At 69.1% G+C, this 14,715-nt stretch carries 11 protein-coding genes; 6 read left to right on the top strand and 5 right to left on the bottom strand.

Features of this window, described 5'->3' with window-relative positions:
- Positions 1 to 24 precede the first annotated feature (24 nt).
- A complete protein-coding gene (locus BJ987_RS32895; protein ID WP_209896941.1) occupies positions 25 to 1,287 on the top strand; it encodes a sensor histidine kinase in 1,263 nt (420 codons plus the stop codon).
- Positions 1,284 to 1,940 carry a response regulator gene (locus BJ987_RS32900; RefSeq protein WP_307869830.1) on the top strand — a complete coding sequence of 219 codons (657 nt, stop codon included), beginning with the start codon at positions 1,284 to 1,286 and terminating at the stop codon, positions 1,938 to 1,940. The genes BJ987_RS32895 and BJ987_RS32900 overlap by 4 nt, the downstream gene beginning before the upstream one ends.
- Before the next feature lie 7 nt (positions 1,941 to 1,947).
- Here BJ987_RS32900 and BJ987_RS32905 read toward each other — a convergent pair whose 3' ends face one another.
- Both BJ987_RS32905 and BJ987_RS32910 read right to left on the bottom strand, forming a co-directional pair.
- A complete protein-coding gene (locus tag BJ987_RS32905; RefSeq protein WP_209896942.1) occupies positions 1,948 to 2,766 on the bottom strand; it encodes a PhzF family phenazine biosynthesis protein in 819 nt (272 codons plus the stop codon).
- 98 nt (positions 2,767 to 2,864) lie between these two features.
- Complete coding sequence (locus BJ987_RS32910; protein ID WP_209896943.1) at positions 2,865 to 5,291, bottom strand: cation-translocating P-type ATPase; 2,427 nt, start codon at positions 5,289 to 5,291, stop codon at positions 2,865 to 2,867.
- Between the two features lie 107 nt (positions 5,292 to 5,398).
- Here BJ987_RS32910 and rarD point away from each other — a divergent pair, with 107 nt between their 5' ends.
- The 3 genes from rarD (at position 5,399) to BJ987_RS32925 (ending at position 9,012) form a co-directional block, all read left to right on the top strand.
- A complete protein-coding gene (gene rarD, locus BJ987_RS32915; protein ID WP_209896944.1) occupies positions 5,399 to 6,307 on the top strand; it encodes an EamA family transporter RarD in 909 nt (302 codons plus the stop codon).
- 212 nt (positions 6,308 to 6,519) lie between these two features.
- Positions 6,520 to 8,067 carry a glycosyltransferase family 39 protein gene (locus tag BJ987_RS32920; protein ID WP_209896945.1) on the top strand — a complete coding sequence of 516 codons (1,548 nt, stop codon included), beginning with the start codon at positions 6,520 to 6,522 and terminating at the stop codon, positions 8,065 to 8,067.
- 111 nt (positions 8,068 to 8,178) lie between these two features.
- Entirely contained in the window at positions 8,179 to 9,012 is an 834-nt protein-coding gene (locus BJ987_RS32925; protein WP_209896946.1) for a HEAT repeat domain-containing protein, read from the top strand.
- A gap of 9 nt (positions 9,013 to 9,021) precedes the next feature.
- Here BJ987_RS32925 and BJ987_RS32930 read toward each other — a convergent pair whose 3' ends face one another.
- Positions 9,022 to 9,507, bottom strand: a complete 486-nt coding sequence (locus BJ987_RS32930; RefSeq protein WP_209896947.1) for a Clp protease N-terminal domain-containing protein — start codon at positions 9,505 to 9,507, stop codon at positions 9,022 to 9,024.
- Positions 9,508 to 9,514: 7 nt separating this feature from the next.
- On the bottom strand, positions 9,515 to 9,718 hold the full coding sequence (locus BJ987_RS32935) for a helix-turn-helix domain-containing protein (RefSeq protein WP_209896948.1): 204 nt from the start codon (positions 9,716 to 9,718) through the stop codon (positions 9,515 to 9,517).
- A gap of 79 nt (positions 9,719 to 9,797) precedes the next feature.
- Between BJ987_RS32935 and BJ987_RS32940 the strand changes: the two genes are divergently transcribed.
- A complete protein-coding gene (locus BJ987_RS32940) occupies positions 9,798 to 11,402 on the top strand; it encodes an FAD-dependent monooxygenase (protein WP_245366243.1) in 1,605 nt (534 codons plus the stop codon).
- Here the strand turns inward: BJ987_RS32940 and BJ987_RS32945 are convergent.
- Positions 11,392 to 14,655 (bottom strand): arabinosyltransferase domain-containing protein, encoded by a 3,264-nt coding sequence (locus BJ987_RS32945; protein WP_209899495.1) that lies wholly within the window; start codon positions 14,653 to 14,655, stop codon positions 11,392 to 11,394. The two genes, BJ987_RS32940 and BJ987_RS32945, sit on opposite strands and share 11 nt — an antisense overlap.
- Between the last annotated feature and the right edge of the window lie 60 nt (positions 14,656 to 14,715).

Consider the following 14,715-nt stretch of genomic DNA (forward strand, 5'->3'; position numbering starts at 1 on the left):
CGATGGCGGCGGACAATGTGGGGAATGGGCACACAGCAGGCAGCGGCGGAACCCGCGCACTCGACGGTCGATCGCCGGATGGGCCGCTGGTGGGCCGACGGTGCGCTGGCCGTCGTGCTGCTGAGCAGTGAGCTGATCGCCGCGGTCCTGATTCCGAACCCCCGCCCCATCGACACGTTCGGTGTCGCGCTGCTGGTCCTCGCCACCGCTCCGCTGGCGGCCCGCACCCGCGCCCCGATACCCGTGCTGGTGGCACACATGGCGATGGCGATTCCCTACCACGCCAACGAGTTTCCGCACGAGGCGATGATTCCGGCCACCATCGTCGCGCTCTACACCGCGGCCCGATACGGCAATCGGCGGCGGACCGCCATCATGATCCACGCGGTGCTCCTCTTCGGTCTCGGCGGCATCCTGATGTCCAGCGAGGGCAACGAGAACATCGCGTTGCAATCCTTCGCCGCGTTCGGCTGGATCGTGCTGGCGTGTGTGGCGGGCGAGGCGGTCCGGCTGCACCGCGCGTATATCGCGGAGGTGCTGGACCGGGCCGAGCGCGCGGAACGCTCCCGCGATGAGGAGGCGCGTCGCCAGGTGGCCGAGGAACGGCTGCGGATCGCCCGTGATCTGCATGATCTGCTCGCCCACACGATCACCGTCATCCAGGTGCAGGCCGGTGTCGCCGCGCATCTGCTCACCGAGCGCCGAGCCGATCCGGAGACCGTGCTCGACGCGCTGGACACCATCACCGGGGCCTGCGCCGACGCGCGCGCCGAACTCTCCGCGACCGTGGGCGTCCTGCGCACCCCGGGCGCCGAAGCGCGCGGACCGCTACCGGCCCTGGCGCAGGTGCACTCGCTGGCCGCCCTCGCCGAAGCCGCCGGTGTCACCGTCGAATTCCAGACCACCGGTCCGGCTCGCCGACTGGCACCGACGGTGGAAATGGTCGGCTACCGGATCGTTCAGGAGGCCCTGACCAATGTGGCCAAGCACGGCTGCGCGGACCACACCGCCGTCCGGCTCGAATATCACCGCGACCGGCTGGTTATTCACGTGTCCGACGACGGCCGTGGGAAGGGTGCCGCGGCACCGGGTTTCGGTATCCGCGGCATGATCGAACGTGCCGAGGCCATCGGGGGGACGGTCCGTGCCGAGGGTTCGGCGCGAGGATTCACCGTCACCGCCGACCTGCCCGTCGCCGCGGGAACCTCCGCTGATTCGGCGGCGACCACCGGCGCCGAGCCGGACGTTGTCGTCGCTGCTCGCGAAATCGAAGGATTGAGCGCGTGATTCGCGTCGTGCTGGCCGACGATCAGGCCTTGGTCCGTGGCGCGTTCGCCATGCTGGTCGCCTCCGCACCGGATATGCAGGTGGTGGGCGAAGCCGGGACCGGCCGCGCGGCAGTGGAATTGGCGCGTAGTGAGCGGGCGGATGTGGTGGTGATGGACATTCGGATGCCGGATCTCGACGGCATCGCCGCGACCGCCCTCATCGCCGCCGATGAGAACCTGGCCGGGGTAAGGGTATTGGTCCTGACCACCTACGACACCGACGACAATGTTCTCGCGGCGTTGCGTGCCGGTGCGAGCGGGTTCCTCATCAAGGACACCAAACCCGCCGCGCTGCTGGACGCCATCCGCACCGTGGCCGCCGGGGAGGCGCTGCTCTCCCCGAGCGCCACCGCCACCGTGATCGCCCGCGTCCGCTCGGTTCCCGACCCGGCCCCACGCCCCAGCCTCGGCGCGCTGACCGAACGCGAACTCGACGTGCTCGTGCTCATCGCCAAGGGCCTGACCAACGCCGAGATCGCGGAAACCCTTGTCGTGAGCCCACTTACCGTGAAGACGCACGTCAGCCGGATCCTCGCCAAGGCTCTGGCGCGCGACCGCGTCCAACTGGTGATCGCCGCCTACGAAGCCGGCCTGGTGACCCCGACCGGCTAGCGCGGCGTCAATCGGGCAGGGTGACGACGCCGTCGAGGTAGCGGCGGCACCGACCGTAGAGATAGACGTGGTCGCCTTCCAGTTCGCCGCGCAGGGAGCCGCCGCGAGGGGAGAGCTGGCGGGCGGTGATCCGGCTGCGACCCAGTTCGCGAGACCACAGGGGGATCAGCTGGGCGTGTGCCGATCCGGTGACCGCGTCCTCGGCGACGCCCAGGGCCGGGCCGAAAACGCGCGAGACGATGTCGGAACTGTCGCCGAGCGCGGTGATGACGGCGTCGAAGCGCAGCGGCGGGAAGGCGGCGAAATCAGGGGTCGCGTCGCGGACTTCCTGTTCGGAACCGAGGACCAGGATCTCGTCGAAACCCGTGTAGGCGCGGACCGGCCGGACGCCGAGGGCGGCCACCAGGGCCGGATCCGGCTCGGTCTCGGTGGATGCCAGGGCGGGCAGGCCCAGCACGTATTCGTCGTCGTCGGTGCGGTCGACGCGCAGCCAGCCGCTGCGGGTGTAGAAATGCACCTGATCGATGCCAGGGTAGACGTCTTCCAGGATCTGGGCGGCACTGGCCATGGTGGCGTGGCCGCACAGTTCGACCTCGACGGTGGGGGTGAACCAGCGCAGGTGGAAGGCAGGTCCGGCACCCGGCGGCGCACCCGCCTCGGGCGGTAATTGCGATGTGTAGAAAGCGGTTTCGGCGAGGTTGTTCTCCTGCGCCAGGTGCAGCAGCAACTGATCGGGCAACCAACCCGGCAAGGGCATGACAGCGGCCGGGTTGCCCGAGAACGGTGCGTCCGCGAACGCGTCGATCTGGTGCAGCAATACCTCCATAGTCGCTGAAGGTACTCCAAGACCCAATCAGCCTTGCGCACAAGGCTTCTCGTGGGCGTGCCGGGTCGGATGTCCAGTAGGCTGTGGTGTTCGGCGGGTCAGGCCGTCGACGGGATCGGATGGGTTTGCCCACCGCGCAGTTTCGCCGTGATCCACCAGGCCGCCTCGACCAGCACGATGCCGACCGCGCCCAGGATCAGCGCGGCGGTGGTCAGCCGTACGTTCGACGGGTCGAGTTTGAAGAACTCGCGGGTGAACGGCATCGTGAACAGGAACACGTAGGCGGCCACCGAGGCGCCGATCAGCACGACCTTCCACCACACGTACGGCCGGGACACGAGGGCCAGCACCCACACCGCGATCATGATCAGCGTGATGAGCGCCGTCGTACTCGCCTGCACGCGTTCGGTTTCGGTGGCGTCGGGGCCCTCGTAGGCGATCAGGTAGGCGATGAACGTGGCCACGCCGATCACCACACCGGACGGGATCGCCAGCCGCATCACCCGCGAGACGAACCCGGTGCGCGCACGCTCGTTGTTCGGCGCCAGCGACAGGATGAACGCCGGGATACCGATGGTGAACCAGGCGGCGATCGTGACATGGCGGGGCAGGAACGGATATCCGAGCGGTTCGTAACCGAAGATCTGCGAACCGACCCCGGCCACGCCGACCAGGAACGCCAGCAGCACCGAGTAGACGGTCTTGGTGAGGAACAGATTCGAGACCCGCTCGATATTGCCGATTACCCGCCGGCCTTCACCGACCACATAGGGCAAGGTGGCGAACTTGTTGTCCAGCAATACGATCTGCGCCACCGCGCGGGTGGCCGGACTGCCCGCGCCCATGGCCACGCCGATATCGGCGTCCTTCAGCGCGAGCACGTCGTTCACACCGTCACCGGTCATCGCGACGGTGTGGCCGCGCGACTGCAAAGCGCCCACCATGGCCCGCTTCTGGTCCGGGCGGACCCGGCCGAAGGTGGTGTGCTCCTCCAGTGCGTCGGCCAGCGGCTCCTGCTCGTCCGGCAGTTCACGGGCATCGATGGCATTGTCGCCGCCGAGCAGATCCAGGGACGACGCGACCGCACCCACCGAGACGGCGTTGTCACCGGAGATCACCTTGACCGAAACATGCTGGGAAGCAAAGTATTCGAGGGTTTCCCGCGCGTCCGGCCGGACCTTCTGCTCCAGCACGACCAGCGCGGCGGGCCGCACGTCGCCCGGCGCGTCCGGGGCGTCCACCGGGCGGTCGCCGCGGCCGAGCAGCAGGATGCGCAGGCCGGAGGAACCGAGTTCCTCGGCGAGCCGGGCATCACCGGAGGACGGGTCGAGCAATACGTCGGGCGCGCCGAGCAGCCAGTCGCCGTGCTCCCCGTAGGACTGACCGCTCCACTTCTTCGCCGAGGAGAACGGCGCGACGGCGGTCTGGGTCCAGCCCGGACCCTCCGGCAGCGCTTCGGCGATCGCCTGCACGCTGGCATTCGGGCGCGGATCGTCAGCGGCCATGGCCGCCAAGGCGTTTCGCACCTCGGCCTCGTCGAGCTGCCCGTCACCGTCGGTGTCGAGCAGCTTGATGTCCGACAGGCGCATTCCGTTCTCGGTGAGCGTGCCGGTCTTGTCCGCGCACACCACGTCCACCCGGGCCAGGCCCTCGATCGCGGGCAGCTCCTGCACCAGGCACTGCCGCCGCCCCAGCCGCACCACGCCCACGGCGAAGGCGATGGAGGTCATCAGCACCAGGCCCTCGGGCACCATCGGCACCAGGGCCGCCACCATGCCGGTGACCGCGGGCCGCCAGGACTCGCCGCTGGAGAACAGCTGGTTGTAGATGATCAGCACACCGGCCGGGATCAGCAGGTAGGTGATGAACTTCAGGATCTTGTCGATACCGCTGCGCAGCTCGGAGTGCACCAGGGTGAATTTGCTGGCCTCCTCGGCGAGCTTGGCCGCGTAGGCGTCCTTGCCGACCTTGGTGGCGCGGTAGGCGCCGCTGCCGGAAACGACGTAACTGCCCGACATGACCGATTCGCCCTGCGGCTTGTCCACCGGGTCCGCTTCGCCGGTGAGCAGCGACTCGTCGACCTCCAGGGACGCGGACTCCTCGACCACACCGTCGACCACGATCTGATCGCCGGGGCCGAGCTCGATCAGGTCGTCGAGCACCACCTCGCGCGGCGGGATCTCGGTGGCCTTCCCGTCGCGGCGCACCGTGGGCTTGGCCTGACTGACGATCGCCAGCTGATCCAGGGTGCGCTTGGCCCGCACCTCCTGGATGATGCCGACCGCGCTGTTGGCCACGATGAGCAGGCCGAACATGCCGTCGATCAGTGAACCGGTGGCCAGCACCAGCAGGAACAGCACCCCGAGAATCGCGTTGATCCGGGTGAACACATTCGCGCGCACGATGTCGCGGACCGAGCGACTGGCCCGGTCCGGCACATCGTTGGTGCGCCCATCACGGCGGCGTTCGGCCACCTCCGCCGCGGTGAGTCCGGTGGCGCCGGGTGCCTGCACGGTGATCGACATGCCAGCCAGCCTAAGGCGTGCCGGACTTCGACCCGCTTCGTGCCGCGCGGAGCAGTCGACGGATTATGGGATGACCGCGTGCCACCTGCACTAGTAGCGTGCATCGGGTGCGGCGAATCGGATCGGCTCCCGGTGTGGTGTTCGGGACAGGCGCGTATCTGCTCTGGGGATTGTTCCCGGCATTCTTCGGGATGCTGGCCTTCGCGGAGCCGGTCGAAGTGGTGGCCCAGCGGATCGTCTGGACGCTGGTCCTGGTGTTGATCGTGCTGGCCTGCACCGGCCGGCTTCGCGAGCTGATCGGGATCGATGCCAAGACCTGGCGGCTGGCGGCGGTCGCGTCCTTCGCGCTGTCGCTCAACTGGGGCGTCTACATCTACGGTGTGCTCACCGAGCACGTGGTCGAATGCGCGCTCGGCTACTTCATCAATCCGCTGGTCACCGTCGCGTTCGGAGTGGTGATCTTCCGGGAGAAACTGACCCGGGCACAGTGGGTGGCGCTGGGGCTCGGCGCACTCGCCGTGGCTGTGCTCACCGTCGACTACGGCAGACCGCCCTATATCGCGCTCATCCTCGCCTGCTCGTTCGCCACCTACGGCCTGGTCAAAAAGGTCATCCGGCTCGACGCCCTGCGCGGAATCGCCGCCGAAGGCATCGTCGCCGCACCCTTCGCCCTGGCCTTCATCGCCTATCTTGTGCTCTCCGACCGCACCGAATTCGCCTCCAGCCCATCCCACACCGGCCTGCTACTCGCCACCGGCCCCGTCACCCTGGTCCCCCTGCTGCTGTTCGCCGTCGCCGCGCAACGCGTCCCGCTCTCCACCATGGGCCTGCTGCAATACCTCACGCCCGCACTGCAAATGGCCTGGGGCGTCGCCGTCATGCACGAACCGATGCCCCCGTCCCGCTGGGCCGGCTTCGCCCTCATCTGGGCCGCACTCGCCATCTTCACCACCGACGCCCTCCGCCGAGCCCGCACCCGCCGCAACACCCACCACGTCACCGCGGAACCCACCTGATCCGGAATCGCTCCTCGAACGCGCGTCGGTTCGCAACATCCACTTTCGGCTTCCTGGTGCAGGATCACCAACCCGGTAGCGGAATGGCTGTGAGATGGCCGGACCGCCATCAAGGTTCCGAACGCGGTGACTAGCATCGCCTTTCGTCAGCTTGTGTGCGGTGGGGGTGGGGCCCGGTCGCATCGTTCGAACTGTTGGTACGGAGGGCCGCGATGCGCGCCGCCGAGGATGTTCAGACCACGTCGACCGCGTCGTTGCCGCCGTTCGCTTGGCGTGAATTGGCGGTGCTGGGCGGGCTTTTCGGCGTGCTGCTGATCGTGCGGTTGGGGCGATATCCGCTGTGGGGCGATGAGCTGTATCTGGTGCCGGTGGGGCGGCGGTCGCCTTGGGGGTTCGCCGATCAGGGGCCGCTGGTGCCGTTGCAGGCTTATCTGTCGGACTTGGTCGCGCCGGGTTCGGCGGTGGCGCTTCGACTTCCGGTGGTCGGTTTGACGGTGGCCACGGTCGTGCTGGCGGCGGTGATCGCGCGCGAGTTAGGGGGTGGGCGGGCAGCTCAGTCGGTGGCCGCGCTGGGTTACCTCTGCACACCGTTCGCGGTGCAGCAGTCGGCGGCGATCAGTACTTTCGCCTATGACGCCGCGCTGATCACGGTGCTGTGCTGGTTGCTCATTCGCTGGGTGCGAACCCGCCGGGACGGGCTGCTGATCGCGGCGGGTGTGGTTGCGGCAGTGGACTTCCAGGTGAAATGGATGGTGCTGGGGGTCTGGGCTGTGCTGGGCGTCAGCATGCTGCTGTGCGGGCCCCGCGAGGTGTTCCGCAGACCGGCGTTGTGGGCGGCCTGCGCCATCCTGGCGTTGTCGACGGTTCCGGCGCTGCTGTGGCAGGCCCGGCACGACTGGCCGCAGATCGCCATGGGCGCGGTGATCCGCGCGGAGCAGACCGCCATGGCCGACGGCCAGCTCGCCTCGGCGATCCGGGAGCTGATCCTGACTACCGGCCCGAGCGGAATTTTGTTGCTGATCGGATTCTGGGCGGCGGGCCGGTCGCCGCGGTTGCGGCCCTACCGATTCTTGCTGCCCCTGGGAGTCATACCGCTGCTCGCGGTTTTCGTGGCCGGGTTGCGCCCCTACTACCTGGGCGACGGGTTCGCGGTCTTCTACGCGGCGGCCGCGGTCTACCTGGTCGGTGACGGCCTGCGCGGCTGGACCAAGAAGGTCCTGTCGGCGTACTTCGCGGTCGGCGTCATCGTCGTCGTGACCGCGGTGTGTGTGCTGCCGCTGCCGCAGTCCTGGCTGCACTCGCCCGCGATCCGCAACGGCGACATGGCCATTCGCGCCCAGTTCTTCGGCCTGCGCGGCTGGCCGCAACTCGTCGACACCGTCGAACGCGCCCTGCGGACGCTCCCGGAGCGAGAACGATCCGCGACGATCATCATGACCCAGAACTACTGGCAGGCCAGCGCGCTGGACGTGCTGTCGAGCGTCGACCTGCCCGAGATCTACAGTCCCAGCCGCGGCTACGGCTACTTCGGCCCGCCACCCGATACCGCGACCCGGGTCCTCTACGTCGGCGGCGACAGTCTCGCAGCCGACCTCCCGGCCCGGTTCGCCTCGGTGACACCGCTGGCCCGCCTGGACGATCTCACCGGCTACCAAGGCGTGAACCACGGAATTCGCGTCTGGCACTGCACCGGCCCGGTCCGCCCCTGGTCCCAGACCTGGCCCGAGCTGATGTCGCTGCGCCTCGAACACGGAGACTGACCGGCCTCCTGCGGATACCGTTGCGGCGCAACACGCCGCTGCGGTGTGGGGTGCGGGCGGTGTGGCGGCTGGCGCGGGGAGAATGCTGGACATGACGTGGATGCGATGGCTATGAGCGACAGGGCCGGTAGCGACCTCGCGGGGGTGGGTTCTGCGGAGTTGCTGGAGCGGGCGTTGGTGGTGGGAGACCCGGAGGACGACCGGTGGTGGCGGACAGTCACCGCCCTGCAACACCGCACCGATCGCGAGACGTTCGATGCTGTTGCGGCACTGGTCGATTCGGCGGACGCGACGACGCGGCTGCTGGCCGTCGACGTGCTGAGCCAGTACGGGTACGCGCACGAGAAGCCGTTCCTGGCGGAGGCGCTGCCGTTGTTCGCGGCGGCGTGCCGGGATCCGGATCCACGCGTGGTCGCGTCGGCGATCGGCGGATTCGGGCATCACTACGATCCGCGCGGTCTGCCGTTCGTGTTGCCGCACGCCACTTCGGCGGACCGCGGAATCCGGTTCGCCGCCGCGGTGGCGCTGGCCACCATCGCCGGGGAGCCGCCCGCGACGGAGGCGGTGGACGCGCTGGTGCGATTGAGCACCGATCCCGAGGACATGGTGCGGGACTGGGCGGTTTTCGGTCTCGGCACCCAACTCGACGTGGATACGCCCGCGGTGCGGGACGCGCTCGCCGCCCGATTGGATGACCATGACCCGGAGACCGCCGCCGAGGCCGCGATGGGGCTGGCCCGGCGTGGTGATGCCCGCGCCGTCGCCGCGCTGCATCGCATGCTGGCCGCCGAGCCCAGCACGCTCGCGCTGGAAGCCGCCACCGTGCTCGGCTCACCGGAATTCCTGCCCGCGCTACGGGCTTTGCGAGAGGACGCCGGCGCGGCCGAACCCTGGTACCTCGCCACTCTCGACGACGCGATCACCGCCTGCACCCCCGAGTACTGACCCGGCGGCTCACACCTGAAGGGCGGCAAGCCGTTCGCGGGTCAACTCCGGATCGATGCCGAGGTGGACGAGCAGTTCCGCGGCCGGGTCGGGCGCGGTCAGCACGAGCAGCGACCGGAGCAGATGACTGGGCGCCAGTGACCGCGTCCGGAGACCGGTGGCATCGACCGCGTCCCGCAGGACGGCGCGGGCATTGCTGGTGGCGTTGTTCCGGCTGAGCGGAAGCGGTTTGTAGGGCTGCGGAGTCGGCGGTTCCAGCCCGCGTAGCTCGAGCCCGAGGGTGGCCAGGGCGGTGCGGTCGAGGTCGTCCAGTCCGGCGCGTGCTTGCTCCAGGGTGATGCCGAGCGCGCGGGCAGGCACGGACGCCTCGTCGTGTAGCAGCGCGAGCAAGAGATGGTCGGTGCCGAGGCGACGGGCGCCGGACCGGCCGGCTTCGTCGAGAGCCGCGGTAAGGACCGCCCCGAACGGGCTGGTCTTGGTGATCCGATCCCACATACCGGCCTCACTTTCCGTGTTTGGCGTGGGCGGACTGGCGCGTCACGCCGAGCGCGTCGCCGATCTGCTCCCACGTCCACCCCTCGGCGCGGGCGTGCCCGACCGCGGCAGCTTCCACCTGCTCGGCCAGCCGATGCAGCGCACGGACCGCCCGCAATCCGACCGCAGGATCAGCCGAATGCAACCGCTGGGTGAGTTCTTCCAGTTCCACAGCGTCAGTTTCGCTTGACAAGCATCGCCTGTCAAATGAAACTGACAGCGAGGGTTCGACGATGTGCAGGAGTGCCCTGATGACTACCGAGGTGATCGTCGTCGGCGCGGGCCCGACCGGGCTGCTGCTGGCCTGCGAGCTGGCGCTCTGCGGTGTGCGGCCGGTCGTGCTGGAACGCCAGCCGCTACCGCGCGAGCTACCCAAGGCCAATGGACTCGGCGGCGAGATCGTGCGCCTGCTCGACTATCGCGGCCTGACCCCACGCTGCCGCGCCCACAGTTCCTATCTGGGCCCCGTTCCCGGATTCCCGTTCGGCGGTACGGAATTGGACTTCACGAAGCTCGAGGAGAGCCCGCTGCACGCGATGCTCATCCCCCAGCCGCGCTTGGAACAGGTGCTGACCGAGCGTGCGCTCGAACTCGGCGCCGAGATCCGGCGCGGGCACGAGCTGCGCCGGTTCCATCAGGATGCCGACGGCGTGTCTGCCGAAGCACGGGGTCCGGCGGGCGAATACCGGCTCGGCGCACGATATCTCGTCGGCTGCGACGGCGGCCGCAGTGCAGTGCGCGCCGCCGCCGGTATCGCCTTTCCCGGCACCACCTATCCGGAAATGACGCGACTGGGGCATGTGGGAATGCCGGACCCGGTGGAATTGCTGAGCAACGGTGACCTGGAGGTGCCCGGCCTCGGGCGGGTGCGGTCGGGCTTCACCCGGACCGAGCGCGGGACGCTCGCTGTCGCGTCGTTCACGCCGGAGGTCCTGCTCGTGTCGGTCACCGACGCCGAGCCCGCGCCCGCCGACCCCGACGCGCCGGTGACCCTGCCGGAGCTGCGAGCCGGCATCCGCCGCGTGCTGGGCGCGGATCTGCCACTGGGCGAACCGATTTGGCTGTCCCGGTTCTCCGCGCAGGCACGGCAGGCCGAACGCTACCGGGCCGGCCGGGTGTTCGTGGCCGGTGATGCCGCGCATCTGTTCCCGGCCGGCGGCGCGGCACTGAACGTCGGGCTACTCGACACCATCAACCTCGGCTGGAAGCTCGCCGCCGCCGTGCACGGCTGGGCGCCGCCCGGTCTCCTGAACACCTACCATTCGGAGCGCCATCCCGCCGGTGCCCGTGCGTTGCTCCAGACTCGCGCCCAGACCGCACTGGCGGCGGCGACCGGCGACGACGAGTCCGCCCTGCGCGATCTGTGCCTCGAGCTTCTGGGTGACGAACAAGCACTGCGCCGGGTGGGCCGGATGCTGGCCGGTTCGGATATCCGCTACCCGATGACCTCGGCTGACCCGGGGACGCACCCGATACCAGGTTCGCAGGACCCAGGGACACACTCGCCACCGGGTTCGCAGGACCCCGGGACGCCCCCGCTCCTTGGTTCGCTCATGCCCGACCTGCTTTTGCAGGGCTGCGAATCCGCGAGCAGCGTCGCCCAACTCATGCCGGCGGCCCGGCCCGTCCTGCTGCAACTGGATGGCGGCCGCGACTGGCACGAGGCCACCCACGGTTGGGCCGACCGGGTCGATTTCCACACGGCCCACTGTGCCGACCGGCCGGCCGACGCGGTGTTGCTTCGCCCGGACGGCCACGTGGCGTGGCTGGACCCGGTCGGCGGAGCCACGGCCGCGGCGGCCGCGCTGCGGACCTCTTTGAACCACTGGTTCGGGGCCGCCTCGGCTACCAGCTGACGTTGATCGGGCCCGGCGACCAAGTGCCCCAGCGGTTCTGCGAGTCGACCCGCACCCGGGCGCGAATCGCGTTGGGGTCCAATGGGATGTACTGCTCCAGCGACCCCCAGTCGCCGGGGCGGTCCCAGTCGTGGTTCAGATAGGCCGGGACGGTGCGGGTGGTGTAGAGCTGCTCGGTCCAGCCGAGCGGGCCGCCGCCGACGTGGTCCTGCCACATATTGGTGATGGAGGCGCCGGTGCGGTCCGGCAGGATCCGGTATTCGGGCAGGTCGGAGACACCGTTGTAGGTCGGCAGGTGGTTCTGGCACGGGAAGTTCAGGCCGACGGCCCAGTCGAGCAGTACCGGCGTGCGCGAACCGAGCAGTGCGTTCAGCGTTTTCGTCAGCGGCACCCGGGGCGGGGTGACGGCGAGCCACTGGTCCTTGCCGAGATCCTTGTCCTCGGCGACCAAGCGAACCACGTCTGCGTCGCCGGGAAGCTGATCGAGCGGGACGCGCACGTTGCGCCACAGCGGCGCGGGGCCGATATCGATCGGCAGAATACGACCACCCGTGGTGACGGCGCCGTCGGATCCCGTTGTCCCGTACTCGAGTTCGAGATGCTGGCCGGGGTGTTCGACCCCGTCGGAGTCGATGGATCGGATCCGGCCCGCCACCGCGACGGCGATGATGTCACCGCGAGTTCCGTTGACCGCGTGCGGCAGTCGGAACCATCCGGTGGTCAACGTGGCGGGAGCCTGTTCGCCTTCGCGGTAACTGCCGAGCACGGGGGTGGTCGCCGAGTCGAGGCCGAAGGGCAGGGCGACGGAGCTCCCGCTCGTGGTATCGGATTCCGACTCCGCGGATTTCGCGGCGTCCTGCAGGTCCTCCGGGTCGCTGGAGACGGTATTGGCGCGACCGGCCTCGGAGTCGACCTCGTCGGAAACCAGCACGGGGGCAACGCCGCTCGCGCTGAAGCCCGCGGATTCGGTCCCGGCCAGCGCGGCGCCGGCGTCACCGGTGAGTGGGGCGAGCATCGACGCGTTCGGATCGGATTCCACCAGAACGTCGTCGGCGAGACCACAGCCACCCGCGAAAGCGGCGGACAGATTGGACTTGCCGAGCGAGTACGCCGGGTACTGCGACACTGTCGCTTTGGCGAACGGCGCCACCTCGAACAGCACCATGAACGCGGCGACCAACGCCAATACCGGTGTCCGGGTGACTTTCTCGGCCCACGGGCGCAGCCGGGTATCCGGCCGGATGTGCCACCACCCCGCGACCAGCAGGGCGAGCACCGACAAACCGGCCGCGATGCTCGACAGCCCCTTGCCCGCGATCTCGGGCGCCTTGTCCCACCACGGGATGCCCCACGAGGACACATACCAGTACCCGTTGGCCGCCACGAATGTCATGGCCAGCGTGAAGAACACCGCCGCCGCGAACAGCGCGCGGTTACGCACCGGCCGTAGCACTCCGTGCCCGACCGCCACCGCGGTGAGCGCCGCGACGCAGCCGGCCAGGCCCGCGAAGACACCGAATTGATGATTCCACTTGGTCGGCGAGAACATCATCAGCACCATCGCGGCGAAGGTGATGCCCACCAGCCGCCGCGTCGGCCCGGCGGCGGTCCCCGGGAGGTGACCGCCGCGGCGCAGCATGCTCACCACACAGACGATGAGACCGAGCAGCAGCATGAACATGCCGAACCGGCGGGTGAGCCAGCCGTCGCCGCTCGGGGTGATCAGGTACTGGTAGCGCAGATACTCGAAGAACCAGGACTCCCCCGGTTTGATCTGGTCGTGCACCCGCAGCATCTCGAGCACCGCGGCCAGGGTCCGGTCGGCGAACACCACGGTCAGCACCAGCAGTCCCGCCGCGCACAGCGGAACGAGCAGGGGCAGGTAACCGGTCGTCTTCGCCCGCCGCACAAGGACTTCCGTCATCCCGCGGGCACCGGCCGCCAGCGCCGCCACACAGATCAAACCGGACGGGGCCGCGGTCAGGGTGAACGCGGCGACGATGATCGCGCACGCATAGGGCAGCAACCGCCGGGTCGCCAGCGCCCGCTCCACCGATACCCAGGTCAGCAGAACGCCGGTGGCCACCACGAATTCGGCTCGCAGACCATTGTTGTAGGGCAGCCAGAACGCCAGGAACATCAGCGCCGACGTCCACACCGCGACCCCGCCGCGCAAGGCCGGGCCGAGCCGGGGCAGCACCTCGCGGCTGATCACCCACCAGCAGATCACCGCGGAGGCCAAGGTGGGCAAGCGAACCCACGGGCTGACCGTGGAAACCTGCGCCAGCCAACCGATCACGTCGGTGTAGGGGGTGTAGAACGGACCCTCGTCGACGCTGAACCAGCGGTAGTAGTTCGACATGTACCCCGAACTCTGCGCGCCGCGCGCCATGCCGAGGATGTAGCCGTCGTCGGAAGTGTTGGCCCCCAGGAAGTGCCAGACGCCCAGCGTCGCGAACACCAGCCAGTCGACCGGCCGCAGCCGCCACCAGCGCGTGGGCAGGAACCGGCGGGTGGCGCGACCGTCCAGGCGGTCGAGGCGGTGCAGGGCCACCAGCGCGACCAGCGTAGCGAGCACGCACAGGATGATGACGGCCAGCTTGAGCGGTGTCGGCGAGGTGGAGAACCGGGAGTCGACGGCGATGTCCACCGCCAAACCCGCGGGCGGCGCGCCCTTTATGTCACTGAACACACCGACCACTTGCGGGCGCAGGTCTTTGGTGGGCAGGTCGCCGGAACTGATCGGCCCTGTGCCGCTCACGGCGACGGAATTCCGGCCGATCCCGACCTCGACCGCCACCGCGCAATTCTGGCCGCGCACAGTATCCAGCGGCGCCGACCACAGCAGGGTGTTCCGGGAGACGATGTCCACCCGCCCGGGTCGCTCGGCGGTGTCCGCCACGACCTTGGCGACGAAGCCGTAGCGCTCCATATCCGGCGATTGCCGCGGAATGGTCGACATCACGACACCGCCGGTCTCGGCGAGCGCGGTCAGCGCGGTACAGGGAATGTTCGCCGTCAACTCGATCGGCGCGTAGGCGGTGAGCGGCGCCTGAATACTGGTGGCCGAACCGGATTGCGGCCACGAGACGGTGGCGGCATCCATACGCACCGGCAGCAAGGGGATCGCGATCGCGCACAGGACGCCGATCAGCGCCGCGATCACCGCGACGGGCCGAGCCCACCCCTGATACTTCGACGATCTCGCTCTGCCGGGTCGGGATTCGTCGACGGAGCGCTCCGCCCACACCATTGTGTCAGCCACGGAGCCTGATAGTAGCGGCGGTTGCCGAAAATGGTACTGCCGCTAAGT

Source organism: Nocardia goodfellowii, assembly GCF_017875645.1.
Taxonomy (GTDB): domain Bacteria; phylum Actinomycetota; class Actinomycetes; order Mycobacteriales; family Mycobacteriaceae; genus Nocardia; species Nocardia goodfellowii.

Coding starts and splice junctions, on each gene's coding strand:
- BJ987_RS32925 (WP_209896946.1), top strand. CDS start 8,179: ATGAGCGACAGGGCCGGTAGCGACCTCGCGGGGGTGGGTTCTGCGGAG.
- BJ987_RS32930 (WP_209896947.1), bottom strand. CDS start 9,507: ATGTGGGATCGGATCACCAAGACCAGCCCGTTCGGGGCGGTCCTTACC.
- BJ987_RS32905 (WP_209896942.1), bottom strand. CDS start 2,766: ATGGAGGTATTGCTGCACCAGATCGACGCGTTCGCGGACGCACCGTTC.
- BJ987_RS32895 (WP_209896941.1), top strand. CDS start 25: ATGGGCACACAGCAGGCAGCGGCGGAACCCGCGCACTCGACGGTCGAT.
- BJ987_RS32920 (WP_209896945.1), top strand. CDS start 6,520: ATGCGCGCCGCCGAGGATGTTCAGACCACGTCGACCGCGTCGTTGCCG.
- BJ987_RS32910 (WP_209896943.1), bottom strand. CDS start 5,291: ATGTCGATCACCGTGCAGGCACCCGGCGCCACCGGACTCACCGCGGCG.
- BJ987_RS32940 (WP_245366243.1), top strand. CDS start 9,798: ATGACTACCGAGGTGATCGTCGTCGGCGCGGGCCCGACCGGGCTGCTG.
- BJ987_RS32945 (WP_209899495.1), bottom strand. CDS start 14,655: ATGGTGTGGGCGGAGCGCTCCGTCGACGAATCCCGACCCGGCAGAGCG.